Here is a 25,554-nt window from a genome sequence, read left to right on the forward strand (position 1 = left end):
CGATGTGACACGGTTTTTCGCCGACACGCCCACGCGCCTGCGGGCATCGGGCCCCATGGGCCTCTACCTTGGTTTCAGAGCAGCTACTTGACATAACTTTAAGCCTGTGGTTGAGGTTTAGGGTTCTGGAGGGTCGCGAGACCAACCCGCACATCCAAGGAAGGCGAAACATGACCGCCGCGCACAACTACCTCGCCGTAATCAAGGTCGTCGGCATCGGCGGTGGCGGCGTCAACGCCGTGAACCGGATGATCGAACAGGGCCTCAAGGGTGTCGAGTTCATCGCCATCAACACCGACGCCCAGGCGCTCATCATGAGCGACGCCGACGTCAAGTTGGACGTCGGCCGCGAGTCCACTCGCGGCCTCGGCGCCGGCGCCGATCCCGAGGTGGGCCGCAAGGCCGCCGAGGACGCCAAGGACGAGATCGAGGAGCTCCTCAAAGGCGCCGACATGGTCTTCGTGACCGCGGGCGAGGGCGGCGGTACCGGCACCGGTGGCGCACCCGTCGTCGCGAGCATCGCCCGCAAGCTGGGCGCGCTCACCGTGGGTGTCGTGACCCGTCCGTTCACCTTCGAGGGTGCGCGCCGCGGCAAGCAGGCCGACGCCGGCATCACCGCGCTGCGCGAGTCCTGCGACACGCTGATCGTGATCCCCAACGATCGCCTGCTGCAGCTCGGCGATGTGAATCTCTCGGCGCTGGACGCCTTCAAGAGCGCCGACGAGGTGCTCCTCAACGGTGTGCAGGGCATCACCGACCTGATCACCACGCCGGGTCTGATCAACGTCGACTTCGCCGACGTCAAGAGCGTCATGTCCGGTGCGGGCAGCGCCCTCATGGGCATCGGCTCGGCGCGCGGTGAGGGCCGCGCCCTCAAGGCCGCCGAGCAGGCCGTGAACTCGCCGCTGCTGGAGACCTCGATGGAGGGTGCGCACGGCGTGCTCATGTCCATCGCCGGCGGCAGCGACCTGGGCCTGTTCGAGATCAACGAGGCCGCTTCGCTGGTGCAGGAGGCCTCGCACGAGGACGCCAACATCATCTTCGGCACCGTGATCGACGACAACCTCGGCGACGAGGTGCGGATCACCGTGATCGCCGCCGGTTTCGACGGCGCGGCACCCGTGCGCCGCACGGTCGCGGCACGCACCATCGGCCAGCACACCGCCCCCGACGCCGCCGAGGCGCCGGATGCGGGGCGCGGCAACGTCTTCGCGCGTCCCCCGCGCACCGACGATCCGTTCCCGGCCCGCACCTCCATCCGTGAGTCGGGCGACGAGGACGATCTCGACGTCCCGTCGTTCCTGCAGGGCCGTCGCTGACGACCCCGCCGGGCGGGCATCGGTAGCCTCGAAGGCATGACTGATCCGGCGAGCACACCTGTCGTCTCCGCGCGCGTGCGGCGGGTGACCACCACCCGTGCGGGCGGCGTCTCCGCGGCGCCCTACGACACCTTCAATCTCGGCGACCACGTCGGCGACGATCCGGCGGCGGTGGCGGCCAATCGGCTCCGGCTGGAGCGTGAGATCGGCGTCGCCCCAGGGCATGTGGTGTGGATGGAACAGATCCACAGCCGCACCGTGACCGTGGTCGACGGTCCGCGCGAGCAGCCCGTCGAGGCCACCGACGCGCTGGTGACCACCGTGCCCGGGCTGGCGCTGGCGGTGCTCACCGCCGATTGTGTTCCCATCCTGCTCTCGGACGACGAAGCGGGCGTCCTGGCCGCGGTGCACGCGGGCCGCGTCGGTGCGCGGATCGGCATCGTGCCCACGGTGATCGAGGCGATGCGCGATCTCGGCGCCCGCCCCGAACGCATCGGTGCCTTCCTCGGCCCCGCCGCCAGTGGCGGCAAGTACGAGGTTCCCGCCTCCATGGCCGCCGATGTCGAGGAGCACCTGCCCGGCAGTCGCTGCCGCACCGAGAAGGGCACCGACGGACTCGATCTGCGCGCCGGGATCCGGCGCCAGCTGCAGAGTCTCGGCGTGACCGCGGTCGCCGAGGACCCGCGCTGCACCATCAGCGACCCCACCCTGTTCTCGCACCGCCGGGGCGCCCCCACCGGTCGCATCGCCTCGGTGATCTGGATCGACCCCGGCACCGGGGACGCGAGCGCACGGTGAGCCGCCGCGAGGAGCTGGCGGCGGGCCTCGCCGCCACCCGCGCTCGACTCGACACCGCCTGTCGCGACGCCGGCCGCGCCCCCGCCGAGGTGACGCTGCTGCCGGTCACGAAGTTCTTCCCCGCGTCGGATGTCGCGCTGCTGCAGGAGTTGGGCTGCACCGACTTCGGCGAGAACCGGGAACAGGAGGCCGCGGCGAAGGCGGCCGAGCTGAGCGATGCCCGGTTCCACATGCTGGGGCACATCCAGCGCAACAAGGCCAAGTCCGTCGCGCGGTGGGCGGCGATGGTCCACTCGGTCGACAGCATCCGGCTCACCGACGCGCTGGAGCGCGGGGCCGCCGCCGCGCTCGACCGGGGCGACCGCAGCGCCCCGCTCGACGTGCTCGTCCAGATCAGTCTCGACGGTGACCCGGCGCGTGGGGGAGTACCGCGCGCCGATCTCGAAGCCCTGGTGACCACGATCGCCGCCGCGCCCTCGCTGCGGCTGCGCGGCGTGATGGGAGTGCCTCCGCTGGAAGCGGATCCGGAGCGCGCCTTCGACGAACTGGCCGGTCTGTGGCGGGGCCTGCGCGCCGATCACCCGGCGGCCGACGTCTTCTCCGCGGGAATGTCGGGTGACCTGGAGCTCGCCGTGAAACTCGGATCCACGTGTGTGCGTGTCGGAACCGCGATTCTGGGGCAGCGCCCACTAATCTCACATCCATAACGACAGTCACAACCGTCACACCAGCCCATGCAGGCGCCGAGGAAGGGCAAAGATGAGCACTCTGCACAAGGTCAAGGCGTACTTCGGCATGGTTCCGCTGGACGCGTACGACGACCGCTATATCGACGAGGCGACTCCCGAGCCCCGGGGCCGCCGCAGCCTCGACGACGAGTTCGGCGCCGACTACCGCGGTGAGCGCGGCTACGCCTACGACGGCCGCCGCGCCGAGGAGTACGACTCCTACGACGCCGGCTACGGCCGCGAGTCCTACGACGACGGCTACTACCGCGACGGCGGCTACGAGGGTCGCTACCGCGAGCCCGCCCGCGCCGAGGCCCCGCGCCTGCCGCGCCTGGAGCCGCTGCGGGACGCCTCGCGTTCCGTCGCCCCCTCGACCCGTGGCGCCCTCGCCATGGACACCCGCGCCGATGTGCTGAGCCAGGAGAACCCGATGTCGCGCATCACCACGCTGCGTCCCACCTCGTACGAGGAGGCGCGCACGATCGGTGAGCGGTTCCGCGAGGGCATCCCGGTGATCATGGACCTGACCGCGATGGACAACGCCGATGCCAAGCGCCTCGTCGACTTCGCCGCCGGCCTGACCTTCGCGCTGCACGGCTCCTTCGACCGGATCACCACCAAGGTTTTCATGCTGGCCACCTCCGATGTCGACGTGACCGCCGAGGATCGCGCGCGGATCGCGGAGACCGGCTTCTACAACCGCTGACGGATTCGGGCAGACTGTATTCGTGCAAGCTATCTGGCTGACCCTGTACGCCCTGCTGGGCGTCTACACCTTCCTTCTGATCGTCCGCTTGGTGATCGAAGTGGTGAAGTCGTTCGCGCGGGACTGGAACCCGACCGGCATCGTCGCGGTGCTGCTCGAGGCGATCTTCTCCGTGACGGATCCGCCGCTGAAACTGCTGCGCAAGTTCATACCGCCGCTGAAGCTCGGTCAGATCCAATTGGACCTGTCGTACCTGGTGTTGTTCATCCTGCTCGCCGTCCTGCGATACCTGATTCAGCTTGCAGCTGCATCGTCATCGTGAATGACCTGGCCCTACGTCCCCGGAATTCAGTCATTTCCTCGCCGAATTCCGGGTGATGAGGAACAAACGGGTCTGGTGTGACAGGATGTGCACCAGTTACAGTGTTGGCCCAAGTGACTTGGGATCTGTCGAGCAGCCGATTTGAGGGGAAACGACCTATGAAGCTGACACCCGCCGATGTGCGCAACGTTGCGTTCAGTAAGCCGCCGATTGGCAAGCGCGGCTACAACGAGGACGAGGTGGATCAGTTCCTCGATCTGGTCGAGACCGAGCTGGCTCGGCTGACCGAGGAGAACAACGACCTGCAGCAGCGCAACGCCGAGCTCGAGCGCGAGCTGGCCGATGCGCGTGCCGGTGGCGGCCAGCCGTCGGCCGGCAGCACCGTCGCGTTCGCATCGCCGAACGCTCCCGCCGTCCAGGAAGCGGCGCCCGCGAACGACGAGGAGGCCAACCTCCGCGCCGCCCGCGTGCTCGCCCTGGCGCAGGACACCGCTGATCGTCTGACCAACAACTCGCGCTCCGAGGCCGAGAAGCTCGTCTCGGACGCGCGTTCGCAGTCCGAGGCGATGGTCACCGACGCCCGGCAGAAGTCGGAGTCGATGGTCTCCGACGCCCGCCAGCGGTCGGATGCGCTGCTCGCGGATGCGCAGACCCGCTCGGAGAACCAGCTGCGCCAGGCGCAGGAGCGTTCGGATGCCCTGCAGGCCGAGGCCGAGCAGAAGCACACCGACATCATGACCACCATCAACCAGCAGCGCACGGTGCTGGAGGGTCGGATCGAGCAGCTCAAGACCTACGAGCGCGAGTACCGCACCCGCCTCAAGACCTACCTCGAGGGCCAGCTGGAGGAGCTGCAGTCGCTGCGCTCCGCTGCGCCGGTCGACCACGCTCAGGGCCGCGGTGGCGATTTCAACGATCCGGGCAACAGCTCGGGCGGCAACCCCTCGTTCAAGTAGTCGCACCGACCCGAGGGGCGATAACGGATGCTGTTAGCCGCGCTGGGGGCGACGATCGTCGGGTTCGTCCTGCTGATCGTCGCCCTGGTCACGGCCAATCTCTGGCTCGCCATCGCGTGTGTGGTCGTCTCGGTCATCGGCGTCGTCCTGCTGCTCGTCGACGTCCTGACCTACCGCCGCGCCGATCGCGATAAGAACGTCGCGAAGAAGCTCGGCGACGAGGACGAGCCCGGGTGGTCGCCGGGCGACGAGCCGAAGGACGATTCCGCCGGGGAGCCGGACGATCGGCCCTCCGGTCTCGCCGCGAAACCCGCCGTCGAACCGCAGGGCGGGCTCATCGGCGGCGAGAGCGATGCCGAGATCACCCAGCACGTCCCCCGGATCACCGACGGTGATGCCGACGCCGTCCGCGAGGCGGGCACCGTCGGCCACGAGGAGTTCGGGCATCACGACGACGCTCCGGCCACCGACGCCGACGACACCGCGACCGGACAGTTCGCCGTCGGAGGCGGTGCCGCGGACCAGTGGTCGCACGAATCGGCCGCCGACACCGACGACGATTCCACCCGCGGCCTGTTCGCGCCCGGCCGCTACGACCCCGACATGACCGATCAGATCCCCCAGATCGAGGATGAGCGGGCGTGGGGCGCCGAGTGGGAGCCGCCGGAAGAACCCGGCAAGAAGTAGCGTTATCCTGATAGTGCGTTGATCCGGCCATCACCGGGGAGCATCCGGAAGAACGGGCGCACGCCCCAGTAGAACCGGACGGGCGGGCCCGTCACAGCCCACGTGAAGTGGCGCCGCCCCGAGACATCGGGAGGGCGCAAGCGGGGTGGTACCGCGGTTGCCGACCACAGGTCGGCGTCGTCCCCGTGCTGGTAGTACACGGCACGAGGAGCCTGCAGTGAGCAACAGCCGCCCGTATCCCCAGGTCGACATGACGGTCGACGATGGCGCCCCCGCCCGATCCGGCGCACCGTCGTTCCCCGATCTCGAGGAGCGCGTGCTCGCCTACTGGGCGGCGAACGACACCTTCCGCAAGAGCATCGCCAACCGCGAGAACGACGAGGAATTCGTCTTCTACGACGGTCCGCCCTTCGCCAACGGCCTGCCGCACTACGGCCACCTGCTCACCGGCTACGTCAAGGACCTCGTCCCGCGCTACCAGACCATGCGCGGCAAGAAGGTGGACCGCCGCTTCGGCTGGGACACCCACGGCCTGCCCGCCGAGCTCGAGGCCGAGCGCCAGCTGGGGATCAAGGACAAGTCCGAGATCGAGACCATGGGCGTGGAGAAGTTCAACGACTACTGCCGCACCTCGGTGCTGCGGTACACGGAGGAGTGGCGCCAGTACGTCACCCGCCAGGCCCGCTGGGTGGACTTCGACAACGACTACAAGACGCTCGACCTGGACTTCATGGAGTCCGTCATGTGGGCGTTCAAGACGTTGCACGACAAGGGCCTGATCTACCAGGGCTACCGCGTGCTGCCGTACTCCTGGTACGAGCAGACTCCGCTCTCCAACCAGGAGAGCAAGCTGGACGACGCCTACAAGATGCGCCAGGACCCGGCGGTCACCGTCGGCATGCCCTTGCGCACCAAGGGCACCTCGCTGGAGGCGCTCGACGGTGTCGAGGCCCTGATCTGGACCACCACGCCCTGGACGCTGCCGTCGAACCTCGCCATCGCCGTGCATCCGGACCTGGACTACGTGCACGTGACGGCTCAGGAAGGCTCTGCTTTCGAAGGGCACGACTACCTGCTGGCCGAGGCCCGGCTGGGCCACTACGCCCGCGAGCTGGGGGAGACGCCGGAGGTCAAGGGGAGCTACAAGGGGCGCGAGCTGGAGTTCGCCGCCTACGAGCCGCCCTTCGACTTCTTCGCCGGCCACCCCAAGGCGCACGTCACGCTGCTCGCCGACTACGTGACCACCGACTCCGGTACCGGCGTGGTGCACCTCGCGCCCGCCTTCGGCGAGGAGGACATGGAGCTGGCCACCGGCAAGTACGGCATCGAGGTCGTGCAGCCGCTGGACCCGGGCGGCAAGTTCACCGCCGCCGTGCCGCCGTACGAGGGCCTGCAGGTTTTCGAGGCGAACCCGGTGATCAGCAAGGACCTCAAGGCCAAGGGCCGGCTGCTGCGCCACGAGACCATCGAGCACAGCTACCCGCACTCCTGGCGCTCCGGGCAGCCGCTGATCTACATGGCCGTGCCCTCGTGGTTCGTCGAGGTCACCAAGATCATCCCGCGCATGCTGGAGCTGAACCAGGACATCACCTGGAACCCCGCCCACATCCGCGACGGCCAGTTCGGCAAGTGGGTGGAGGGCGCCCGCGACTGGAACATCAGCCGCAACCGCTACTGGGGTGCGCCCATCCCGGTGTGGGTGTCCGACGATCCGCAGTACCCGCGGGTCGACGTCTACGGTTCGCTGGACGAGCTGGAGCGCGACTTCGGCGTGCGCCCGACCAACCTGCACCGCCCGTACATCGACGAGCTGACCCGGCCGAACCCCGACGACCCGAGCGGGAACTCGACCATGCGCCGCGTCCCCGAGGTCCTGGACTGCTGGTTCGAGTCCGGCTCGATGCCCTTCGCGCAGGTGCACTACCCGTTCGAGAACCAGGAGTGGTTCGACAGTCACTTCCCTGGCGACTTCATCGTCGAGTACAACGGGCAGACCAAGGGCTGGTTCTACAACCTGCACGTGCTGGCGACGGCCCTGTTCGACAGCGCCGCCTTCCGCACGGTCGCGGCACACGGCATCGTGCTCGGCCACGACGGCCTCAAGATGTCCAAGTCCAAGCGGAACTACCCGGACGTCAACGAGGTCTTCAACCGCGACGGCTCCGACGCCATGCGCTGGTTCCTCATGGCCTCGCCCATCCTGCGCGGCGGCAACCTGGTGGTCACCGAGCAGGGCATCCGCGACGGCGTGCGGCAGACGCTGCTGCCGCTGTGGAACGCCTACTCGTTCCTGCAGCTGTACGCGGAGAAGCCGGCCACCTGGCGCACCGATTCGCAGGACGTGCTGGACCGGTACATCCTCGCCAAGCTGGCGCAGACCCGCGACGCCATGACCGAGGCGCTCGACACCTGCAACATCGCCGACGCCTGCGAGGAACTGCGGCTGTTCGTGGACGCGCTCACCAACTGGTACGTGCGTCGCTCGCGGGCACGGTTCTGGGACGGCTCGGACGACGGTGCCTTCGACACCCTGTACACGGTGCTGGAGACCACGTGCCGGCTCGCGGCGCCGCTGCTCCCCATGGCCACCGAGGCCATGTGGCGCGGTCTCACGGGCGGCGAGTCGGTGCACCTGACCGACTGGCCGTCGGCGTCCGAGCTGCCCGCCGATCCCGCCCTCGTCGCGGCGATGGACGAGGTCCGGGACGTGTGCTCGGTCGCCTCCTCGGTGCGCAAGGCGAACAAGCTGCGCGTGCGGCTGCCGCTGCACTCGCTCACCGTCGCCGGCCGCGACGCCGAGAAGCTGGCCCCGTTCGCGTCGATCATCGCCGACGAGGTGAACGTGCGGGACGTGCAGATCTCCAGTGATGCCGATGCTTTCGGCAAGGTCGAGATCGCGGTGAACGCACGCGCCGCCGGGCCGCGTCTGGGCAAGGACGTGCAGACGGTGATCAAGGCGGTGAAGTCGGGCGACTACACCGTGTCCGACGGGGTGGTGACTGCGGCCGGGATCGAGCTCCAGGACGGCGAGTACACGCGCAAGCTCGTGGCCGCCGCGCCCGATTCGACCGCCGAGCTGCCCGACGGCGCAGGCCTCGTGGTGCTCGACCTCACGGTCGACGCCGAGCTGGAGGCCGAGGGCTGGGCCAAGGACCGCATCCGCGAGCTGCAGGAGGCGCGCCGCGCCGCCGGGCTCGACGTGAGTGATCGCATCGCGCTCGTGCTCGACGTGCCCGAGGAGCATCTGGCCGCCGCGCAGGCGCACCGCGAGCTGATTGCGGGCGAGGTGCTCGCGACGTCGCTCGAGTTCGGTCCGGTGACCGACGGAGTGGATCTGGGCGATGGCGTCCGGGGCCGACTCACCAAGGCCTGACGCCGGAGCGTCCTCGGACAGCAGCGCCCGCTGGGTGCTGCACTTCGATATGGACGCCTTCTTCGCGTCCTGTGAGCAGCTGACCCGCCCCACCCTGCGCGGCCGCCCCGTGCTGGTGGGCGGGATCGGCGGCCGCGGTGTGGTGGCGGGATGCTCCTACGAGGCGCGTGTTTTCGGCGCGCGGTCGGCGATGCCGATGCATCAGGCGCGGCGGCTGGTGGGGGCGAGCGCGGTGGTGCTGCCGCCGCGCGGAGCCCTGTACGGGGTGGTGAGCCGCCGCGTCTTCGCGACGGTGCGCGAGCTGATCCCGGTGGTCGAGACGCTGTCCTTCGACGAGGCCTTCGGCGAACCGGCCGAGCTGGTGGGGGCCTCGTCGACCGAGGTGGTGGCCTTCGCGGAGGAGCTGCGGGCGCGGATCCGTGGCGCGACGGGGCTGGTGGCATCGGTCGGCGCGGGCGCGGGCAAACAGGCCGCCAAGATCGCCTCCGGCCTCGCCAAGCCCGACGGGGTTTCGGTGATTCCGCCCGCCGCGCAGGAGGCGATGCTGTATCCGTTGCCCGTGCGCAAGCTGTGGGGCATCGGCCCGGTGGCGGGGGAGCGGCTGTCGCGCTTGGGGATTGAGACCATCGGCCAGTTCGCCGCGATGAGCGAGGTGGAGGTGGTCTCGGTGCTGGGTGCCACGCTGGGACCGGCGTTGCACCGGTTGGCGCGGGGCGAGGACAACCGCCCGATCGAGACGCGGACCGAGGCGAAGTCGATCAGCGCGGAGCACACGCTGGAGGTGGACGTGACCACGATGGCGGCGTTGCGTCGCGAGATCGACCGGAGCGCCGAGCATGCGGTGCGCCGGCTGCGCCGCGATGGACGCGGGGCGCGCACGGTGGTGCTGAAACTGAAGCGGTCCGATATGTCGATCCTGACGCGGTCCGCCACGCTGCCCTCGGCCACGACCGATGCGGCCGTGTTGACCGCCACCGCGCAGCGCCTCGCGCTCGATCCCGTGGAGATCGGCGGTCTGCGCCTGGTAGGGGTGGGCTTCTCCGGGCTGAGCAGCATCGAGCAGTTCACCCTGTTCGGCGACGAGCCGGCCGCAGCGGGGGAGGCCGACGAAGCCGCTGCGGAGGCGGCCGAGGTGCTCGACGGTGCCGCGGTTCCGGCGGCCGTCGTGGGCTGGCGCACCGGTATGGATGTGCGGCACCCCGAGTTCGGGCACGGCTGGGTGCAGGGGGCGGGGCACGGCGTGCTCAGCGTCCGCTTCGAGACCCGTGGTTCCGGACCCGGCCGCATGCGCAGCTTCCGTGCCGACGATCCCGATCTCCGCGAGGCCGATCCTCTCGACTCGTTGGACTGGTCCGCCGAACACCTGCACGTCGACGAGGACGACTGATCGGCACCCGCGCTCAGGCCGCGACCGCGGATTGAGCGGGCTCGCCGAGTCGCCAGGCATTGTCGGCATCGTGTTCGGCGAGAAGGGCTTCGAGCACGGGCGGGCCGTGCGGGCCGTCGAGCATCGCGGCGATGTCGTCGTGGATCGTGCCGACGAAGTGGAGGTGCTGCACGCGGAGATCTTCCCGCCGCCACACGTTCTGATACCGCTCGCGGCTGCGGCGCCAGTGCGCGAGGGCCTGCCGGAAAAGCTCCTCGGGACGGTGCGTGTGGTTCACGCGGTGTTGCTGGGACGGATCGGTGGTGCGCCGCCAGCCGGTCCGTCCCGCGAACTCACCGCCGGGCACGGTGATCGTCTCCCATCCGCGCGGGAAATCGGCGGTATCCGGTGTGACTTTCCCGTGGTGGGCGTCGCACGCGAGGGTCAGCGTGGTGATGTCGGTGGCGCCGCCGTCGGCCCATTCGTTGATGTGATGCACCTGGCAGCGTGTCGCGGGTGCGTCGCATCCCGGTGCGGTGCACCCCTGGTCCGATCCGTACAGCGCGATCCGCTGATCGGTGGAAGCCAGGCGCTTCTCGCGGCCCAGGAACAGCGGCCGGGAGGCGAGATCCAAGACCAGAACGTACTTCGGATTCGCGCCCATCATGCGCAGCGCATCGGCCACGGGCAGGCGGCCTCCGGTGGCGGTGGTCGCGATCCCGGTCGCGGATTCGAGCTGGTCGATCCCGAGCGTGATGATCGGTACGCAGGGAACGCCGCGGTGCTGCCCCAGCGCGCCCGATCCGATCGCGATGTTCAGGGCATGCACGAGCGCATCGTGATTGCGCTGCGACACATTGCGGTGATCACGCCTCGCGGCTGCACGCACCGCATCGGCGTCTCCGATGTCCACCGGATTCGCCGCATCCGCCGGGTTGTTCACTCCGGGGCGGCCGAACTTCGCGAAGACCGTGTCGAGCAGTGCCCGGCACTCCGGGGTCAGCGCGCCCTCGATCCCGGACATCAGATCGTCGTCCTGCCGCCCCAGATGGAAGCTGCGGGCGCGGGCGATCACCTCGTCCTTGGGCTCGGCACCGTCGGGATCGATGAGGTCGATGGCGTGCCTGCCCACCTTGGCGACGTCCTCCGGGGTGGTGTCCTGCGCGGCCGCAACCAGAATGCCCTCGAGGATCTCGGCGTTCTCCGGGGTCATGGTCTTCCGGCAGACGCGAACACCCGCTCGATCGCGAGCGCATGCCGCTCCGAGATCGTTCCGGCGCGCTGCGCATCCGAAACCAGTGCGTATCTCGGTTCGGGCGGAACGGATCTCGAGTGCTGGGGGACACGATCGCGTGCCCCGTGGATTCTGTTCCGTGCCTCTGGACCGGCCAGATGGAGCTGGTCGACGAGCAGTTCCTTCAATCCCGTGTAGCCCAGTTGCCCGGGCAGGTCCTGCTCCGCTCCGACCTGAGCGAGTAGGTGCTGGCTGTACGGCACCGTGCGCGCCGCCGCTTCGAGCCGGCCGAGCGCGCCCAGGACCGCTCGGGAGTCGAGCATCACCGGATCCGCCTGAGCCAGGCGGAATGCGGCCTGTTCGAAGAGGGTGAGCGCGTCGAGATATTCGGCTGCAGTGCAGGTCTCGTTCGACATGGCCCCTCCTCTCACTGACTCCAATCTACCGGCCGGTTCGAGAATCTGCCGCACAGTCGAATGTGCGTTCTATCGCGATGGAACTGATCTAGAGCAGGAGGCCTCGCAGGCGCTCGAGATCCGATCGCACTGTGCCGCAATCGCGGTCGAAGTCCGTATCGCTCGCACCGAGACGCCGCACGGTGAACAGCACCTCGGCCCCGTCGGGGTGCCGCAGTACCCGGAGCGGATTGTTGACCACCGTGCCGTCGGGGAGCGTCACGTCGTGGTCGAGTACGCCGTACTCGTTGTCGTTCGCGAACCGCACGCGCACCTCGCCCATCGGGGAGTCGGTGATGAGGTCGTCTCCGTCGTGCCGCACGCCCGTCGCGAGGCCCGCCGCCCACAGCGGCAGGTTCTCGGGATCCCGGGCGAAGGCGTACACCTCCAGCGCGGGACGCTCGATCACGATGCTGATGTGGCGCGACTGCTCGGGCATACCGGCCACGCTACCCACGGTGCTCGACCCCGCACGTCGGGATCGGGCGGACCGCGGTGGCGATCCGAAAGTGCCAATACCGTGTCCGTTATCGTGCATGCATGGCGAATCGCTTCGCGCAGCAGAACCAGGTCGTGCCCGAGATGTTGCGCTTCGGAACGCTGGTGCGGATCCTGCCGGAGGACCGTCTCCGCGCGGCGTCGATGCTCGTCTACCCCGGCTATCTCACCGCCGAGCACGCCGCCGGGGTGATGGAGGCCGCGGGGATGGAGCCGCAGGACGCGCGTGACATCGTGCAGACCGCACGGGAGAAGTATCAGGCCCATCTCGACAGGTCGGACGGTCCCGGCGATTGGGTGCGGTTCGACGCGGCCTGCGAGGCGATCGCGGCGCACGGCCTCGTCGTCCGGCAGAACTTCACCTGCTGCCGGACCTGCGCCGATGAGGAGATCGGCGACGAGCGCACCGGTGACGAATGGGGCTACGTCTACTTCACCCAGCAGGACGCGGTCGAACTCGCCTACGGCAAGGCCGGCGTCTACCTCGGCTACGGATCCTTCGGTCCGTCACCGTCGATCGATCCCGATGAGCTCGAACGGTCCCGGGGCGACGCCCGGAAGATGTCCGCGCACTACGAGCGGACCTTCGACGATCTCGCCGCCGCGATCACCTCCGCGCTGGACGCGCAGGGCCTGCGCTACGACTGGGACGGTGATACCGGCAATCGGATCAAGGTCATCGACATGGACTGGCGGCGACCGCTTCCCGAGGACGGTCCGGTGTTCGAGGGCGTTCCGCCACCCGAGACCGACGCCGCGAACGAGCCGGAGTCGGAGCCAGAACCGAAGCCGGAACCCGAGCCGGAACCGAAGCGGCCCCGTCGATTCGGTTTCCGGTTCTGACGGTCAGCGGCCGAGGTACGCCGCGATCCACCGGGGCCCGACGCCCGCGGCCAGCAGCGCCAGCAGCACGATCCGGGCCTGCCCCGGCCGCAACCGCCGCGACATGACGGCCCCGGCGGCCACGAGATCGGCTGCACCGCCGCCCCCGCCGTAGCCCGCGTCGACCTCGCCGGTGCACACGCGCGTCGACACCGCGACCACCACCCCTGCGGCGATCGCGCGCCGCACCGCATCGGCCAGCGCCACCGTCGTATTGCCGCTTCCCGTGCCCACCAACACGATGCCGTCCGCGCCGGCCGCCACCGCGGCATCCACGAGCGCACCGTCGGCGCCCGGGTACGAGGCGACGATGTCCACCCGCACCCCGGCGACCGGCATCGGCTTGGTGAGGAGACGATTCGGTGCGGTGCCCCCGAGCTCGGCCACGGGGAGGCCGCCCTCGAAGGGCTGCGGCGCCACGGTCGAGACCTTGGCCAGACCGCGGACCGTCTGCACGTGGCCCGCGAACGACAGCAGCACCCCGAGCCCGCGGTACTCCGGGGCGGCGGCCACGGTGATCGCCTCGGCCAGATTCGCCGGACCGTCGGCCAGCGGTGAGTCGGCGGCGTGCTGCGCCCCGGTGAAGACCACGGGCCGCGGATCGCCGTGCGAGAGGTCCACCAGCAGCGAGGTCTCCTCCATGGTGTCGGTGCCGTGCGTCACCACCACACCCGCCACGTCCGGCGATTCCAGCGCCTGCGCGACCGCCGCACGGATCGCGTCCAACTGATCGAGCGTGAGCGCCGACGAATCGACGGTCACCACATCGCGCACCGTCACCTCGAGACCGGCCGGCGCGCCCGGCAGCGAGGACACCAGATCGGCCCCGGTATCGGCCGCCACCGCGGTCCCCGTGCCGTCGTCGCGACTCGCGATGGTGCCGCCTGCGGCGATCACGACCACTTCCACCATGGGAGCAGCTTCGCGGGTGCGCGGCTGCTGCGTCAAACTTCGCTCAGGTGTCGCAGGCCCCGTCGACGGCTCCGCGCCCCCTTGGCATAGTGGAGGCCGCCGGAACGAGCGGGCGGGAGAACGAGCAGGAGGTGGGAACGATGACGGGCTTGAGCCGTGCGCTGGCACCGACCGTGGCCCTCGCCGCCCTGCTGGCGGGCTGCGCGAGCCAGAACTCCGCGTCGCCTCCGAGCCCGATGGGCACCACGGCCACCGTCGCCGCCCAGGCGGAGAATCCGTCCACGAGTCCCGATCGGGCGCCGTCCGCCGCGCAGCTCGAAGCCATGCTCGAACGTGCCGTGGACCCGAGCGTGCCCTCCGCAGCGAAGGTCGATCTCGTCCAGGGCGCGACGCCGGCCGATGCGCCGCTGTTCGACGAGCTGGTCCGGCTGCGGCAGAACAACCCGCAGTTCACGTGGCACATCGGTAAGCCCGTGCTCGAGGAGTTCGGCGTGTCGAGGGCGCCGGTGTCCGGGCTCGTCGGCGGCGCCAACCAGACCGCGTACGCGACCTTCGTCTTCGAGGGCGGTTGGAAGCTGCAGCGCGATTACGCGTGCGACATCGTCGCCCAGGTGGGACGCAGCGCCCCGTCCTGCGGCTGAGCGGCTACCGCGCCGTCCAGCGGTACACCGAACCCGTCTTCTGGGTCAGCTTGCGCGCCGGATCGTCGCCCACCAGGGTGCGACCGCCCTCCAGCTGGACGCCGCCGTCCACGGGGACGGCGAGCGCGGGGTCGAGGGTCGCCGATCCGTTGCCCGCGCTGGTGTAGCTCTCGATGGTGAGCGTGGTGTTGCTGCCGGGCACCCGGAACACCGAGCCGTCGGGTTCCTCGTCGATCACGGCGGTGACGGCCGGCCGCTCGACGGTGCCGCCGAGGCTCACCTTCATGGTCTGGGTCAGGTCGCTATCGGCGCGGATCTTGCGGATCGCCGTCCAGGTCGCGCCCGCTCCCACCGGCTCGGCGGGCAGCGGGATCGCGCGCAGGAAGGTCTGCAGCAGCGCCTGCTCGAACGCCGCCTGCGCCTCGGTGGCGATCCCCGGGGGCGCCGCGATCGTGAACGAGCGCACCTCGCCGCCCGGGGTGAGCTTCATCCGCGCGATCTGCCCGTCCTGTGGGGCCAGCGCCTTGGTCATCCCGGCGTCGGTGGAGGTGGGAGCGCCGAAGTACAGGGTGGACTCCAGCGGATCGGCGCAGCTCGGCTGGGCCACGATCGGCAGCGTCACATCGCGGTTGCCGCCCGACGGCGGATCGTTCGCCACCATCGACACCTGCAAGGAGTTGGTGAACAGGGTCGATGCGGAGGTGCGGGTGGGGTTGACCGCCACGGTGCGCCGGTCGCCGGAGCCCGGCGCGTCGACGGTGACCGTGGCCTGCGGTACGTCGATGGTGGTCGCGTTCGCGGGAAGCGCGGGCGGATTCGCCGCGCATCCCGCCGCGGCGGCCGGTGCCGCGTGCGACGCCGCTGCGGGCGGGGACGACGATGCCGGCGCGCCGCCCTCCGAGGATCCGCACGCCGCGGAACCCACCGCGACCGCTGTGAGTGCCGCCACCACCTGTAACCGCCTGCCATGCACACCGCCACCGTAGTGGATGATGGAAGTCATGGATTCGAGCCCAACCGAGAGACCGCGCTGGTACCGCGACCCGCGCGTCCTGCTCGCCGTCGTGGCGGTCACGGCGTGGCTGATCGACCTCGCCGCCAAGACCTACGCCGTGCGGAACATGGAATACGGCGAGCGGATCCACGTGCTCGGTCCGTTCAGCCTGATCTTCATCAAGAACCCGGGCGCGGCGTTCTCGATGGCCACGGGCTACACCTGGGTGCTCACGATCGTGGCGGTGTGCGTGGTCGCCTGGATCGTGCACATGGGCTCGAAGCTCACCTCGCTCCCGTGGGCAGTGGGCCTCGGGCTCGTGCTCGGCGGCGCGCTGGGCAACCTCACCGACCGCATCTTCCGTGCCCCGGGCGTGTTCCGGGGCCACGTCATCGACTTCTTCTCGGTGGGCGACTGGTTCCCGGTGTTCAACACCGCCGACTGCGCGATCACCACCGGAGCCGCGCTGCTGGTGGTGCTCACCCTGTTCGGTAAGGACCCGTACGAGGGCTTCGGCGAGAAGAAGGTCACCACCACCAACGAGGAGTCCGCCGATGCGTGAATCACGCACCATGCCGGTGCCCGACGGCCTCGACGGCCTCCGCGTCGACGCGGGCGTCGCCCGCCTCCTCGGCCTCTCGCGCACCGTGGTCTCGGAGCTCGCGGCCGAGGGATCGGTGACCCTCGACGGTGCGGCGGTCGGCAAATCCGACAAGCTGCGCGCCGGCGCCCTGCTCGATGTGACCCTGCCCGAGCCCGCCCGGCCGCTGGAGATCGTCGCCGAACCCGTCCCCGGGATGAACATCATCTACTCCGATGACGACATCGTGGTCGTGGACAAGCCCGTGGGGGTCGCCGCGCACGCCTCCGTCGGCTGGACCGGCCCGACGGTGATCGGCGGCCTCGCCGCCGCCGGCTTCCGGATCTCCACCTCGGGTGCGCCCGAGCGCCAGGGCATCGTGCACCGCCTCGACGTCGGGACCTCCGGCGTCATGGCCGTCGCCGTCTCCGAGCACGCCTACACCGTGCTCAAGCGGGCGTTCAAGCAGCGCACCGTCGACAAGCGGTACCACGCGCTGGTGCAGGGGCACCCCGATCCGATGTCCGGCACCATCGACGCGCCGATCGGCCGGCACCGCAGCTCGGACTGGAAGTTCGCGGTCACCAAGGACGGTAAACCGTCGATCACGCACTACGACACGATCGAGGCCTTCCAGGCCGCCACGCTGTTGGACGTGCACCTGGAAACCGGTCGCACGCACCAGATCCGCGTGCACTTCGCGGCGCTGCATCACCCTTGTTGCGGCGATCAGACCTACGGCTGCGATCCGGTACTGGCCAAGCGGCTCGGCCTGGAGCGGCAGTGGCTGCACGCCCGCACCCTCGGCTTCACGCACCCCACCAAGGGGGAGTACGTGGAGTTCACCTCGCCCTACCCGGACGATCTGCAGCACGCCCTGGACGTCCTGCGCGACGCGTGATCCGCACCTGGGCGCCCGTCGCCGCGGTGCTCGCCGTGGCGCTCGGGCTCGCCTACTGGCTGGGTTCGGTGACGCCGCAGCCCGCCCCGCGGTTCAGCGACGACCGGCTGGGGCCCGACGCGGGCCAGCCGATCGAGAAGTACCTCGGAGTCGCCGCGCGGAGCCTCGCCGCGGCCCCCGCCGGTGAGCGGCGCTGGGCGCTGATCTCGCCGGCCGCCGAGTGGTCGCCGGGCGAGGTGTGGCAGCGGTTCGGCGAGGCCCCCGGTCTGGACCGGATCGGCCGGGTGCTGGTGCGCGTGCCGATCCCCGGCGTCCAGACCCCGATGACGACGGTGCCGCCCGGCCAGAGCGCGGCGGGGCTCGCCGCCGTGAACGAACTCGCGTCCTACGCCGTTCCCTCGCTCGTTCTCCCGGGTGATCGCGGCGAGGCGATCGCGCGCGTGTCGGTGTCACGCCTACGTGCTGGTGTGCCCGCCGTGGTCGGCGTGGTGGTGCACGGCACCGGCGATGCCCTGCGCACCGCCGCGTCCGGACCGGGTGTCCGTGCGGTGCAGGTGCTGCCCGACGGCGGCGGCGTCTTCGCCGTGGCGCCCCTGCTCCCGTCGTTCACCGAGCGCGCCGAACCGGGCGCGGACGACGCTCCCGTGCCACCGGCCTGAGGCGCCGCGGCTCGGTACCGTGGTGAGATGACCACGCGGGGGCGAGGATTGCTGGGGGCGGGACTGCTGGTGCTGCTGCCGTTGACGACGGCCTGCATCGAGGAGGGCCCGACCTCACATCCGGCGGATGAGGACGACGTGCGCACGATGACGGAGGGCTGGACCGGCGTCGCGCTCCCGGAGGACATCAGCCTCGTCACCGCGACCTACGTCTCCGATTTCCTCGACCCGTCCCTGAGCGCGACCTTCGATGCGCGGACCGCCGACGTCGATCGGTTCATCGGTGGACTCGGACCGCGGCGGGTCCGGGACTACGCACCCGACTGCAGCTCTCCGCCGGCGCCGGTGGTGTTCACGGAACTGCCGAGCGCGGGCCCGGCATCGGAGCCGGCATCGCCCCAGGGGCTCGGGGACGAGGCCGGAGGCGCACCGATGCCCGACATCCTGGCCCGCCGAGTGGGCCCAGGTGATCTCGAGCGGTGCGGAAAGGTCACCGTGGTCGATGCGCGACCACGAGGTACGTACGTGTCGGTGACCGCTCAACTCAGGCCGGGCGACCGGAGCCGAGTGAGCCTCTCCGTGGTCACGACCTGATCGCGCAGGAAGCACCCACGAGTGAAATCTCACGATGTGAGAATGATCTCCGCTGAAGCGCAGTGATTCCCCGCGATCGCGAACTAGCGTCGATGGCATGGGGACTGAACATCGAATGAGGAGATTCATCGCACTTGCGCCCGAGGCGATCTGGGGGACGATCGCCGACCTCGGGCGGTTGCCGCACTGGCAACCCTTCGTCGCATCGATCGTCGCACCGGAGAATGTCGCGGTCGGCGCCGAAGTCGACTGGGTGCCCGCGATGTCGGGCGACTGGGTGCACCGCAGGCTCGCGCCGCCCGCCCGCATCACCGTGCTCGACCCGCACCGCGCACTGGCCATCACCCAGGACCAGCCCGGCGCGTCCACCACGGTCCGCTGGGACCTCGCGCCCGCCCCCGGCGGCACCGAGGTCACACAGACCGTCACCGTCGACGGCCCGTCCGCACCGCTCTACGACCGGCTCGTCGGACGACGGTTCGCCGCCGCCGCCGACGCGAGTCTCGCCCGCTTGGCCGGTCTCGCCGGACCGCCGCGGGCGGCACGCCCACTCAACGTGGTGATCGCGGGCGGCACCGGCGCCCTCGGACAGCGCATCGCCGCGGATCTCACCTGCCGCGGCCACGACGTCACCATCCTCACCCGCGCCCTCCGCGCCGACATCCCGTATCTCCAGGTCACCTGGGACGGGCACACCGTCGGACCGTGGTCGGCAGTGCTCGAACGCCCGGACACGGCGGTGATCAACCTCGCCGGAAAACTGGTCGACTGCCGGCCCACCGCGCAGAACATCGCCGCGCTCACCGCCAGCCGCGTGGACGCCACCCGAGCACTGGTCGAGGCCGCGGCCGGCCGGCCGGTCGCCCGGTGGGTGCAGGCGAGTACCACCGCGATCTGGAGCGACGCGGGGGAGTCGCGGTGCACCGAGGAGACGCCGCTGCCCGATCCGGGGCTGCCCCAGATGACGGGCGTCGCCCGGCCCTGGGAGGAGGCCGTCGCAGGCGCGAACACCCAGCGGCTCAGCGTGATCCGCACGTCCATCGTGCTCGACACCGAATCGCCGGCGATGGCGAAGATGGTCGGGGTCACCCGTGCCTTCCTCGGCGGCAGCCTCGGTGACGGTAGGCAGTGGTTCAGCTGGATCCACATCGACGACTGGCTCGCGCTCGTGCGCGCGGGGCTCGGCATCGAGGCGGGGGTGGACCTGCCCGACGGGGTGGTGGTGGCCGCGGCGCCGAACCCGGTGCGCAACGCCGACCTCATGCGTGCCCTGCGCCGCACCCTGCACCGGCCGCCCGCGCCCGCGACGCCGGCGCCCGTGCTGGCCCTCGGTGCCCTGGCGATGCGCAGCGATCCCGCGCTCGGGCTCACGGGACGGCACGCCACCTCGACAGTGCTGCCCGCCGCCGGATTCGAATTCCGCCATCCGTCCATCGACGAGGCGCTGGCGGACCTGCTCGGCTGAATCGGCCGGCGCGAGCGATTCCGCAGGGCCGCAGCGCGAACCGGACATTCGGGGCGCCGGTTCGCGCTCGGCGTAATCCAGTTGTGAGTGCTCACTCATTTAGATACCCTCGGCATCGTGCCCGCCGCCGAAGACACCCGTCCCCGCGCGCCGCATCTGCCGCCCGACGAGCGGCGTGCGGCGCTGATCGCCGCCACTCGCGACGCCCTGCTCGAATACGGCACCGTGCCCACCACCAAGCAGATCGCGCAGCACGCCGGGGTGGCGGAGGGCACCATCTTCCGCGTCTTCGAGTCCAAGGACGCACTGCTCGACGCCGTGATGGCCGAGAGCTTCGCCCCCGACGACCTGCTCGACGCGATCGACGCCATCGACCCCGCCCTTCCGCTGCGCGAACGCCTGTACCGGTTCACCGAACTCATTCAGCAGCGGTTCCAGCGCATCTTCGGGCTCATGGACGCGTTGGGCATCGTCTCGCCCCCGCACACCCGGACCGACGACGCCCGGCGCAAGGCCCGCGAGGGCGGTCCCGCCCTCCTGCGGCGCCTACGCGGCGTGATCGGCGACGACGCCGATCAGCTGGCGGTCGATCCGGAAGAGGCCATCCACCTGCTCCGGCTGCTCACCTTCTCCGGCAGCCACCCGCACATCAGTGAGGGTGCCGTCCTCACCCCGCAGCGCATCGTCGACGTGCTCCTCGACGGAATCTCAGCCCGCCCAGCCCTCTCAGTCGACAGGACCGCCCCGTGACCCTCATCCGACTCATCGCCGGCCACCTACGGCCGTACAAACCGTGGTTGTGGGCCGTGGCCGCCTTCCAGCTCGTCAGCGTCATCGCCAACCTCGCACTGCCCTCGATCAATGCCAAGATCGTGGACCTCGGCGTCACTCCGGGGGACACCGGCTACATCTGGCGGATGGGCGGCATCATGCTGGCGGTCACCCTGCTCCAGGTGATCGCGGCCGCCGGAGCGACGTATTTCGGCGCCCGCACCTCGATGGCCTTCGGCCGGGACACCCGCGGGGCACTGTTCGACACCGTCGGCGGCTTCTCCGGCCGCGAGGTGTCGAAATTCGGTGCGGCGTCGCTGATCACCCGGACCACCAACGACGTCCAACAGGTGCAGCTGCTGGTCCTGATGACCCTGTCGATGATGATTCAGGCTCCGTTCATGGCCGTCGGCGGCGTCATCATGGCGGTGCGGGAGAACGCGCAACTGTCCTGGCTCATGGTGGTCGCGGTGCCGCTCCTGGTGGCGGTGCTCGGCGTGGTGATCGCGCAGATGATCCCCGGCTTCCGCCAGGTGCAGACCCGGCTCGACGCGGTGAATCGCGTGCTGCGCGAACAGCTCGCCGGTGTGCGCGTGATCCGCGCCTTCGTCCGCGAGCCCGTCGAGCGGGAGCGGTTCGAGAAGGCCAACGGCGAACTCACCGAGTCCAGCATCCGGGTGATGCGGCTCATGGCCGTGATGTTCCCCTGGGTGATGCTGGTGCTCAACCTGTCCACGGTGGCCGTGTGGTGGTTCGGCTCGCACCTCATCTCGGACGGGAGCGCCCAGATCGGCGAGGTCACCGCCTACATGCAGTACATGATGCAGATCCTCATGTCGGTCATGATGGCCACGTTCATGGTGATGCTGGTGCCGCGTGCCTCCGTCGCCGCCGACCGCATCACCGAGGTCCTCGACACCGTCCCCACCGTCGCGCCGCCCGCGGACCCCGCTCCGCTGCAACGGATCACCGGCAACATCGAGCTCGATCGGGTCTCGCTGACCTACCCGGGCGCGCAGGAACCGGTGCTCCGCGAGATCGACCTCACCGCGGCGCCGGGGGAGACGATCGCGATCATCGGCTCCACCGGAGCGGGAAAGACCACGCTGATCAACCTGCTGGCCCGGCTCTTCGACGTGACCGGCGGTGCCGTCCGCTACGACGGGGTGAACATCACCGACATCCGGCCCGACGCCCTCTGGGGCCACATCGGTCTGGTGCCGCAGCGTCCGTACCTGTTCACGGGCACCGTCGCCACCAATCTGCGGTACGGCGACCCCGATGCCACCGACGAACAGCTGCACGAGGCGCTGGCGATCGCGCAGGCATCGGACTTCGTCGCCGAGATGGGCGGCCTCGACGCGCCCATCGCGCAGGGCGGCACCAACGTCTCCGGCGGACAACGGCAACGGCTCGCCATCGCCCGCGCGCTGGTCGCCAAGCCCGCGGTGTACCTGTTCGACGACAGCTTCTCCGCGCTCGACCTCGCGACCGATGCGAAGCTCCGAGCGGCGCTCGCGCCGCACACCCGCGAGTCCACCGTCTTCGTCGTGGCGCAACGCATCTCGACCATCGCCGGCGCCGACAAGATCGTCGTCCTCGACGACGGTGCGGTGGTCGGCCTCGGCACCCACGACGAACTCCTCGAAACCTGCCCCACCTATCAGGAGATAGCCGGCAGCCAAGCCGCCGAATCGAGTGCAGCATGACCGGCCCCGGAAGCCGCGCGGCCACCGCAGGCGCCCCCGGCCAGAAGCCGATGACCTTCTGGCCCTCCCTCAAACGTCTCCTGGGCATGCTCGAATCCCAGCGGTCCGCCGTGGTCGCCGCCGTGCTGCTCGCCGTGGGTTCCGTGGTGGCGGCCGTCCTGGCGCCGAAGGTGATCGGCTCGGCCGTCGACGCGATCTACGACGGTTTCCTCGCGTCCCGCCAGGGCGGACCCGGTATCGATTTCGATCGGGTGGGCAGCATCCTGATCTGGGTGGTCGCGCTGTACGTCGGCAGCTCGCTGCTGCAGTACATCGAGGGCTACCTGCTCAACGGCGCGGTGCAGAAGGTGATGTACGAACTGCGCCGCGAGGTCGAGGAGAAGCTGAACCGGCTGCCGCTGAGCTACTTCGACAAGCAGCCCCGCGGCGAGCTGCTCTCCCGCGTCACCAACGACATCGACAACCTCGGCCAGTCGCTCACACAGGCGCTGGGGCAGCTCATCATCTCCGCCCTCACCGTGATCGGCGTGCTCGTGATGATGCTCGTCGTGTCCCCGGTGCTCACGCTGGTCGCGATTCTGGTGATCCCGCTCGTGGTGATCCTCACCGGCCAGATCATGAAGCGCAGCCAGAAGCACTTCGTGGGGCAGTGGCAGCACACCGGCGCGCTCAACGGCCAGGTGGAGGAGGCCTTCTCGGGTCACGATCTGGTGACGGTGTTCGGCCGCCGCGATGCGGTCAAGCAGCGCTTCGACGTCGAGAACGACGCGCTGATGACGGCGAGTTACAAGGCGCAGTTCCTGTCCGGGCTCGTGATGCCGATCTCGATGTTCGTCGGCAATCTGCAGTACGTCGCCATCTGCGTGGTCGGCGGCCTGCGTGTGGCCTCGGGCTCGATGTCACTCGGCGATGTGATCGCCTTCATCCAGTACTCGCGGCAGTTCACCCAGCCGCTCACCCAGATGGCGTCGATGGTCAACCTGCTTCAGTCGGGCGTCGCCTCGGCCGAGCGCGTCTTCAAGGTGCTCGACGCCGAGGACGAGGTGGCGGATCTGCCGGGCACCCTGCCCACGCCCACCCGGGGCCGGGTCACCTTCGAGGACGTCGCCTTCGGGTACACACCCGACGAGCCGCTCATCGAGCACCTCGACCTGGTGGCCGAGCCGGGCCGCACCGTCGCCATCGTGGGCCACACCGGCGCCGGCAAGACCACCCTGGTCAACCTCATCCTCAGGTTCTACGAGCTCAGCGGCGGCCGGATCACCATCGACGGCACCGATATCGCGGAGGTGAGTCGCGCCGACCTGCGGCAGCAGATCGGCATGGTGCTGCAGGACACCTGGCTGTTCGAGGGCACCATCGCCGACAACATCCGCTACGGCCGCCTCGACGCCACCGACGAGGAGGTGCACGCCGCCGCGCGCGCCACCTTCGTCGACCGGTTCGTGCGCTCGCTGCCCGACGGCTACGACACCGTGCTCGACGACGAGTCGGGGAGCGTCTCCGCCGGTGAGCGGCAGCTGATCACGATCGCTCGCGCCTTCCTGGCGGAGCCCGCGATCCTCATCCTCGACGAGGCCACCAGCTCCGTGGACACGCGCACCGAGGTGCTGCTGCAGCAGGCCATGCACGCGCTGCGGGCCGATCGCACCAGCTTCGTGATCGCACACCGTCTCTCGACCATCCGCGACGCGGATGTGATCGTGGTCATGGACCACGGGCGGATCGCGGAGCAGGGCTCGCACGACGAGCTGCTGGCCGCGGGTGGTGCCTACGCGCGGCTGTACCGGGCGCAGTTCGAGGGGGTCGAGATCTGACCGCAGGTCGTTGCCAAGGAAGCGGCAAGGGTGCACGCTAGGCTTGGCCGCAGAGAAACGGACGATGTGGGGCAGAAGCGGCGACGATGAAGGATCAACTCGCACCCGGAACGGTGGTCGGCGGTTATCGGATCGAGCGACCGCTGGGTTCCGGCGGCATGGGATCCGTGTACCTCGCCAAGCACCCCGAGCTGCCGAGGCACGACGCCCTCAAGGTGCTCAGCTCCGGCTACGTGGGCGACGAGGGCTTCCGCAAGCGCTTCCTGCGGGAGGCGGAACTCGCAGCGCGGCTCGATCATCCGAGCATCGTCACCATCTACAACCGCGGTAGCCAGGGCGCGATGCTGTGGATCGCCATGCAGTACGTGCAGGGCGACGATTGCTCGGTCCTGCTCAAGCGCACGCCGGCCGGACTCGAACCGGCCACCGCCGTGCACATCGTCGGGCAGGTGGCGCGCGGCCTCGACCACGCGCACAAGGCCGGGCTGTTGCACCGCGACATCAAACCCGCCAACATCCTGGTCTCCACCGACGACGGGGACGACGGTGACGGGCAGCGCGTGCTGCTCACCGATTTCGGCGTCGCCAAGGGCGGTGACGAGGCCTCGCAGCTCACCGCCGTCGGCACGGTGCTCGCCACCCTCGCGTACGCCTCACCGGAGCAGCTGTGCGGCGAGGACCTCGACGCCCGGTCCGATCAGTACTCGCTCGCGGCCACCTTCTTCCACCTCGTCACCGGCAAGGTGCCGTACTCGGGTGCCAGCACGGACGCCGTGATCGACGCGCACTTCAACGCGCCGCCGCCGAGGATCTCGCAGATCCGCGACGGGGTGCCGCCCGCGGTCGACGCGGTGGTGGCGCGCGGCCTGGCGAAGACCCCGGCGGAGCGGTTCGCCACCTGCAAGGAATTCACCACGGCGCTGCGGTCCGCGATGGCGGCCCCGCAGAACCGGCGGATGCCGCCCGCCCGTCCGGCGCCCCGGCCGGGCTATGTGCCCGGTCCCGGCCACCCCTCGGGTCCGCAGCCGCCCGTCGCGAGCCGTCCGTCGTCCCCGGTTCCCAGGTCGGTGGCGCCCGGCATCCGCGGCCAGGCCAACCGCGCGGGCGTGCCCGCCGCGCGGCCCGCACCACCGCAGGCCGCGCCCCAGCCGATGCACCGGCCGGGCGTCCCGTCGGGGGCGATGCCG

25 protein-coding genes are annotated in these 25,554 nt (G+C 70.0%); 20 read left to right on the forward strand and 5 right to left on the reverse strand.

The window, feature by feature from the left end:
- Window positions 1-170: 170 nt before the first annotated feature.
- The 9 genes from ftsZ (at window position 171) to ABD108_RS21525 (ending at window position 10,276) form a co-directional block, all read left to right on the forward strand.
- A complete protein-coding gene (gene ftsZ, locus ABD108_RS21485) occupies window positions 171-1,319 on the forward strand; it encodes a cell division protein FtsZ (protein WP_220655794.1) in 1,149 nt (382 codons plus the stop codon).
- Between the two features lie 36 nt (window positions 1,320-1,355).
- A complete protein-coding gene (gene pgeF / locus ABD108_RS21490; protein ID WP_220655793.1) occupies window positions 1,356-2,117 on the forward strand; it encodes a peptidoglycan editing factor PgeF in 762 nt (253 codons plus the stop codon).
- Window positions 2,114-2,824, forward strand: a complete 711-nt coding sequence (locus ABD108_RS21495; protein ID WP_220655792.1) for a YggS family pyridoxal phosphate-dependent enzyme — start codon at window positions 2,114-2,116, stop codon at window positions 2,822-2,824. Before pgeF ends, ABD108_RS21495 begins: the two co-directional genes overlap by 4 nt.
- A 52-nt stretch (window positions 2,825-2,876) precedes the next feature.
- Window positions 2,877-3,551, forward strand: coding sequence for a cell division protein SepF (locus ABD108_RS21500; RefSeq protein WP_220655791.1), 675 nt, complete (start codon window positions 2,877-2,879; stop codon window positions 3,549-3,551).
- 22 nt (window positions 3,552-3,573) lie between these two features.
- Window positions 3,574-3,873 (forward strand): YggT family protein, encoded by a 300-nt coding sequence (locus tag ABD108_RS21505; protein WP_220655790.1) that lies wholly within the window; start codon window positions 3,574-3,576, stop codon window positions 3,871-3,873.
- A gap of 158 nt (window positions 3,874-4,031) precedes the next feature.
- A complete protein-coding gene (gene wag31, locus ABD108_RS21510; RefSeq protein ID WP_220655789.1) occupies window positions 4,032-4,829 on the forward strand; it encodes a DivIVA-like cell division protein Wag31 in 798 nt (265 codons plus the stop codon).
- A 27-nt stretch (window positions 4,830-4,856) separates the two neighbouring features.
- A complete protein-coding gene (locus ABD108_RS21515) occupies window positions 4,857-5,516 on the forward strand; it encodes a hypothetical protein (protein WP_220655788.1) in 660 nt (219 codons plus the stop codon).
- A gap of 250 nt (window positions 5,517-5,766) precedes the next feature.
- The gene (ileS, locus tag ABD108_RS21520) at window positions 5,767-8,889 is read left to right on the forward strand and encodes an isoleucine--tRNA ligase (protein ID WP_255585707.1); all 3,123 of its coding nucleotides are present in this window, start codon (window positions 5,767-5,769) and stop codon (window positions 8,887-8,889) included.
- Window positions 8,858-10,276, forward strand: a complete 1,419-nt coding sequence (locus ABD108_RS21525; protein ID WP_220655786.1) for a DNA polymerase IV — start codon at window positions 8,858-8,860, stop codon at window positions 10,274-10,276. The genes ileS and ABD108_RS21525 overlap by 32 nt, the downstream gene beginning before the upstream one ends.
- Window positions 10,277-10,289: 13 nt before the next feature.
- Here the strand turns inward: ABD108_RS21525 and ABD108_RS21530 are convergent, their stop codons facing one another.
- The 3 genes from ABD108_RS21530 to ABD108_RS21540 all read right to left on the reverse strand — a co-directional run bounded on the left by ABD108_RS21530 (window position 10,290) and on the right by ABD108_RS21540 (window position 12,383).
- On the reverse strand, window positions 10,290-11,468 hold the full coding sequence (locus ABD108_RS21530; RefSeq protein ID WP_255585453.1) for an HNH endonuclease signature motif containing protein: 1,179 nt from the start codon (window positions 11,466-11,468) through the stop codon (window positions 10,290-10,292).
- Window positions 11,465-11,905 (reverse strand): DUF222 domain-containing protein, encoded by a 441-nt coding sequence (locus ABD108_RS21535; RefSeq protein ID WP_255585452.1) that lies wholly within the window; start codon window positions 11,903-11,905, stop codon window positions 11,465-11,467. The genes ABD108_RS21530 and ABD108_RS21535 overlap by 4 nt, the downstream gene beginning before the upstream one ends.
- Window positions 11,906-11,993: 88 nt before the next feature.
- Entirely contained in the window at window positions 11,994-12,383 is a 390-nt protein-coding gene (locus tag ABD108_RS21540; protein ID WP_220655785.1) for an SRPBCC family protein, read from the reverse strand.
- A 101-nt stretch (window positions 12,384-12,484) separates the two neighbouring features.
- On the opposite strand from ABD108_RS21540, the gene ABD108_RS21545 reads away from it, so the two are divergent.
- On the forward strand, window positions 12,485-13,285 hold the full coding sequence (locus ABD108_RS21545; RefSeq protein ID WP_343931344.1) for a DUF6891 domain-containing protein: 801 nt from the start codon (window positions 12,485-12,487) through the stop codon (window positions 13,283-13,285).
- A gap of 3 nt (window positions 13,286-13,288) precedes the next feature.
- Here ABD108_RS21545 and ABD108_RS21550 read toward each other — a convergent pair whose 3' ends face one another.
- On the reverse strand, window positions 13,289-14,236 hold the full coding sequence (locus tag ABD108_RS21550) for an asparaginase domain-containing protein (RefSeq protein ID WP_343931345.1): 948 nt from the start codon (window positions 14,234-14,236) through the stop codon (window positions 13,289-13,291).
- Between the two features lie 140 nt (window positions 14,237-14,376).
- On the opposite strand from ABD108_RS21550, the gene ABD108_RS21555 reads away from it, so the two are divergent.
- Complete coding sequence (locus tag ABD108_RS21555) at window positions 14,377-14,877, forward strand: WKL family lipoprotein (RefSeq protein WP_305112089.1); 501 nt, start codon at window positions 14,377-14,379, stop codon at window positions 14,875-14,877.
- Between the two features lie 4 nt (window positions 14,878-14,881).
- Here the strand turns inward: ABD108_RS21555 and ABD108_RS21560 are convergent, their stop codons facing one another.
- Window positions 14,882-15,880 carry a hypothetical protein gene (locus tag ABD108_RS21560; RefSeq protein ID WP_220655781.1) on the reverse strand — a complete coding sequence of 333 codons (999 nt, stop codon included), beginning with the start codon at window positions 15,878-15,880 and terminating at the stop codon, window positions 14,882-14,884.
- On the opposite strand from ABD108_RS21560, the gene lspA reads away from it, so the two are divergent.
- The 9 genes from lspA to ABD108_RS21605 all read left to right on the forward strand — a co-directional run.
- A complete protein-coding gene (gene lspA / locus ABD108_RS21565; protein ID WP_305112088.1) occupies window positions 15,879-16,433 on the forward strand; it encodes a signal peptidase II in 555 nt (184 codons plus the stop codon). The genes ABD108_RS21560 and lspA overlap by 2 nt on opposite strands.
- Window positions 16,426-17,352, forward strand: coding sequence for an RluA family pseudouridine synthase (locus tag ABD108_RS21570; protein ID WP_220655779.1), 927 nt, complete (start codon window positions 16,426-16,428; stop codon window positions 17,350-17,352). The genes lspA and ABD108_RS21570 overlap by 8 nt, the downstream gene beginning before the upstream one ends.
- Window positions 17,349-18,011: a hypothetical protein gene (locus tag ABD108_RS21575; RefSeq protein WP_305112087.1), complete on the forward strand. Its 663-nt coding sequence runs from the start codon at window positions 17,349-17,351 to the stop codon at window positions 18,009-18,011. The genes ABD108_RS21570 and ABD108_RS21575 overlap by 4 nt, the downstream gene beginning before the upstream one ends.
- Window positions 18,012-18,038: 27 nt before the next feature.
- Window positions 18,039-18,605 (forward strand): hypothetical protein, encoded by a 567-nt coding sequence (locus ABD108_RS21580; protein ID WP_305112086.1) that lies wholly within the window; start codon window positions 18,039-18,041, stop codon window positions 18,603-18,605.
- Between the two features lie 115 nt (window positions 18,606-18,720).
- Window positions 18,721-20,070, forward strand: coding sequence for a DUF1731 domain-containing protein (locus ABD108_RS21585; protein WP_343931346.1), 1,350 nt, complete (start codon window positions 18,721-18,723; stop codon window positions 20,068-20,070).
- Between the two features lie 117 nt (window positions 20,071-20,187).
- On the forward strand, window positions 20,188-20,820 hold the full coding sequence (locus tag ABD108_RS21590) for a TetR/AcrR family transcriptional regulator (protein ID WP_343931347.1): 633 nt from the start codon (window positions 20,188-20,190) through the stop codon (window positions 20,818-20,820).
- Window positions 20,817-22,550, forward strand: coding sequence for an ABC transporter ATP-binding protein (locus ABD108_RS21595; protein WP_343931348.1), 1,734 nt, complete (start codon window positions 20,817-20,819; stop codon window positions 22,548-22,550). Before ABD108_RS21590 ends, ABD108_RS21595 begins: the two co-directional genes overlap by 4 nt.
- Window positions 22,547-24,367, forward strand: coding sequence for an ABC transporter ATP-binding protein (locus ABD108_RS21600; RefSeq protein ID WP_343931349.1), 1,821 nt, complete (start codon window positions 22,547-22,549; stop codon window positions 24,365-24,367). Before ABD108_RS21595 ends, ABD108_RS21600 begins: the two co-directional genes overlap by 4 nt.
- 86 nt (window positions 24,368-24,453) lie before the next feature.
- Window positions 24,454-25,554, forward strand: a 1,101-nt coding sequence (locus ABD108_RS21605; RefSeq protein WP_343931350.1) for a serine/threonine-protein kinase, incomplete at its 3' end; no start/stop codon positions are given.

The sequence above is a fragment of the Tsukamurella strandjordii genome (assembly GCF_039525985.1).
Taxonomy (GTDB): domain Bacteria; phylum Actinomycetota; class Actinomycetes; order Mycobacteriales; family Mycobacteriaceae; genus Tsukamurella; species Tsukamurella strandjordii.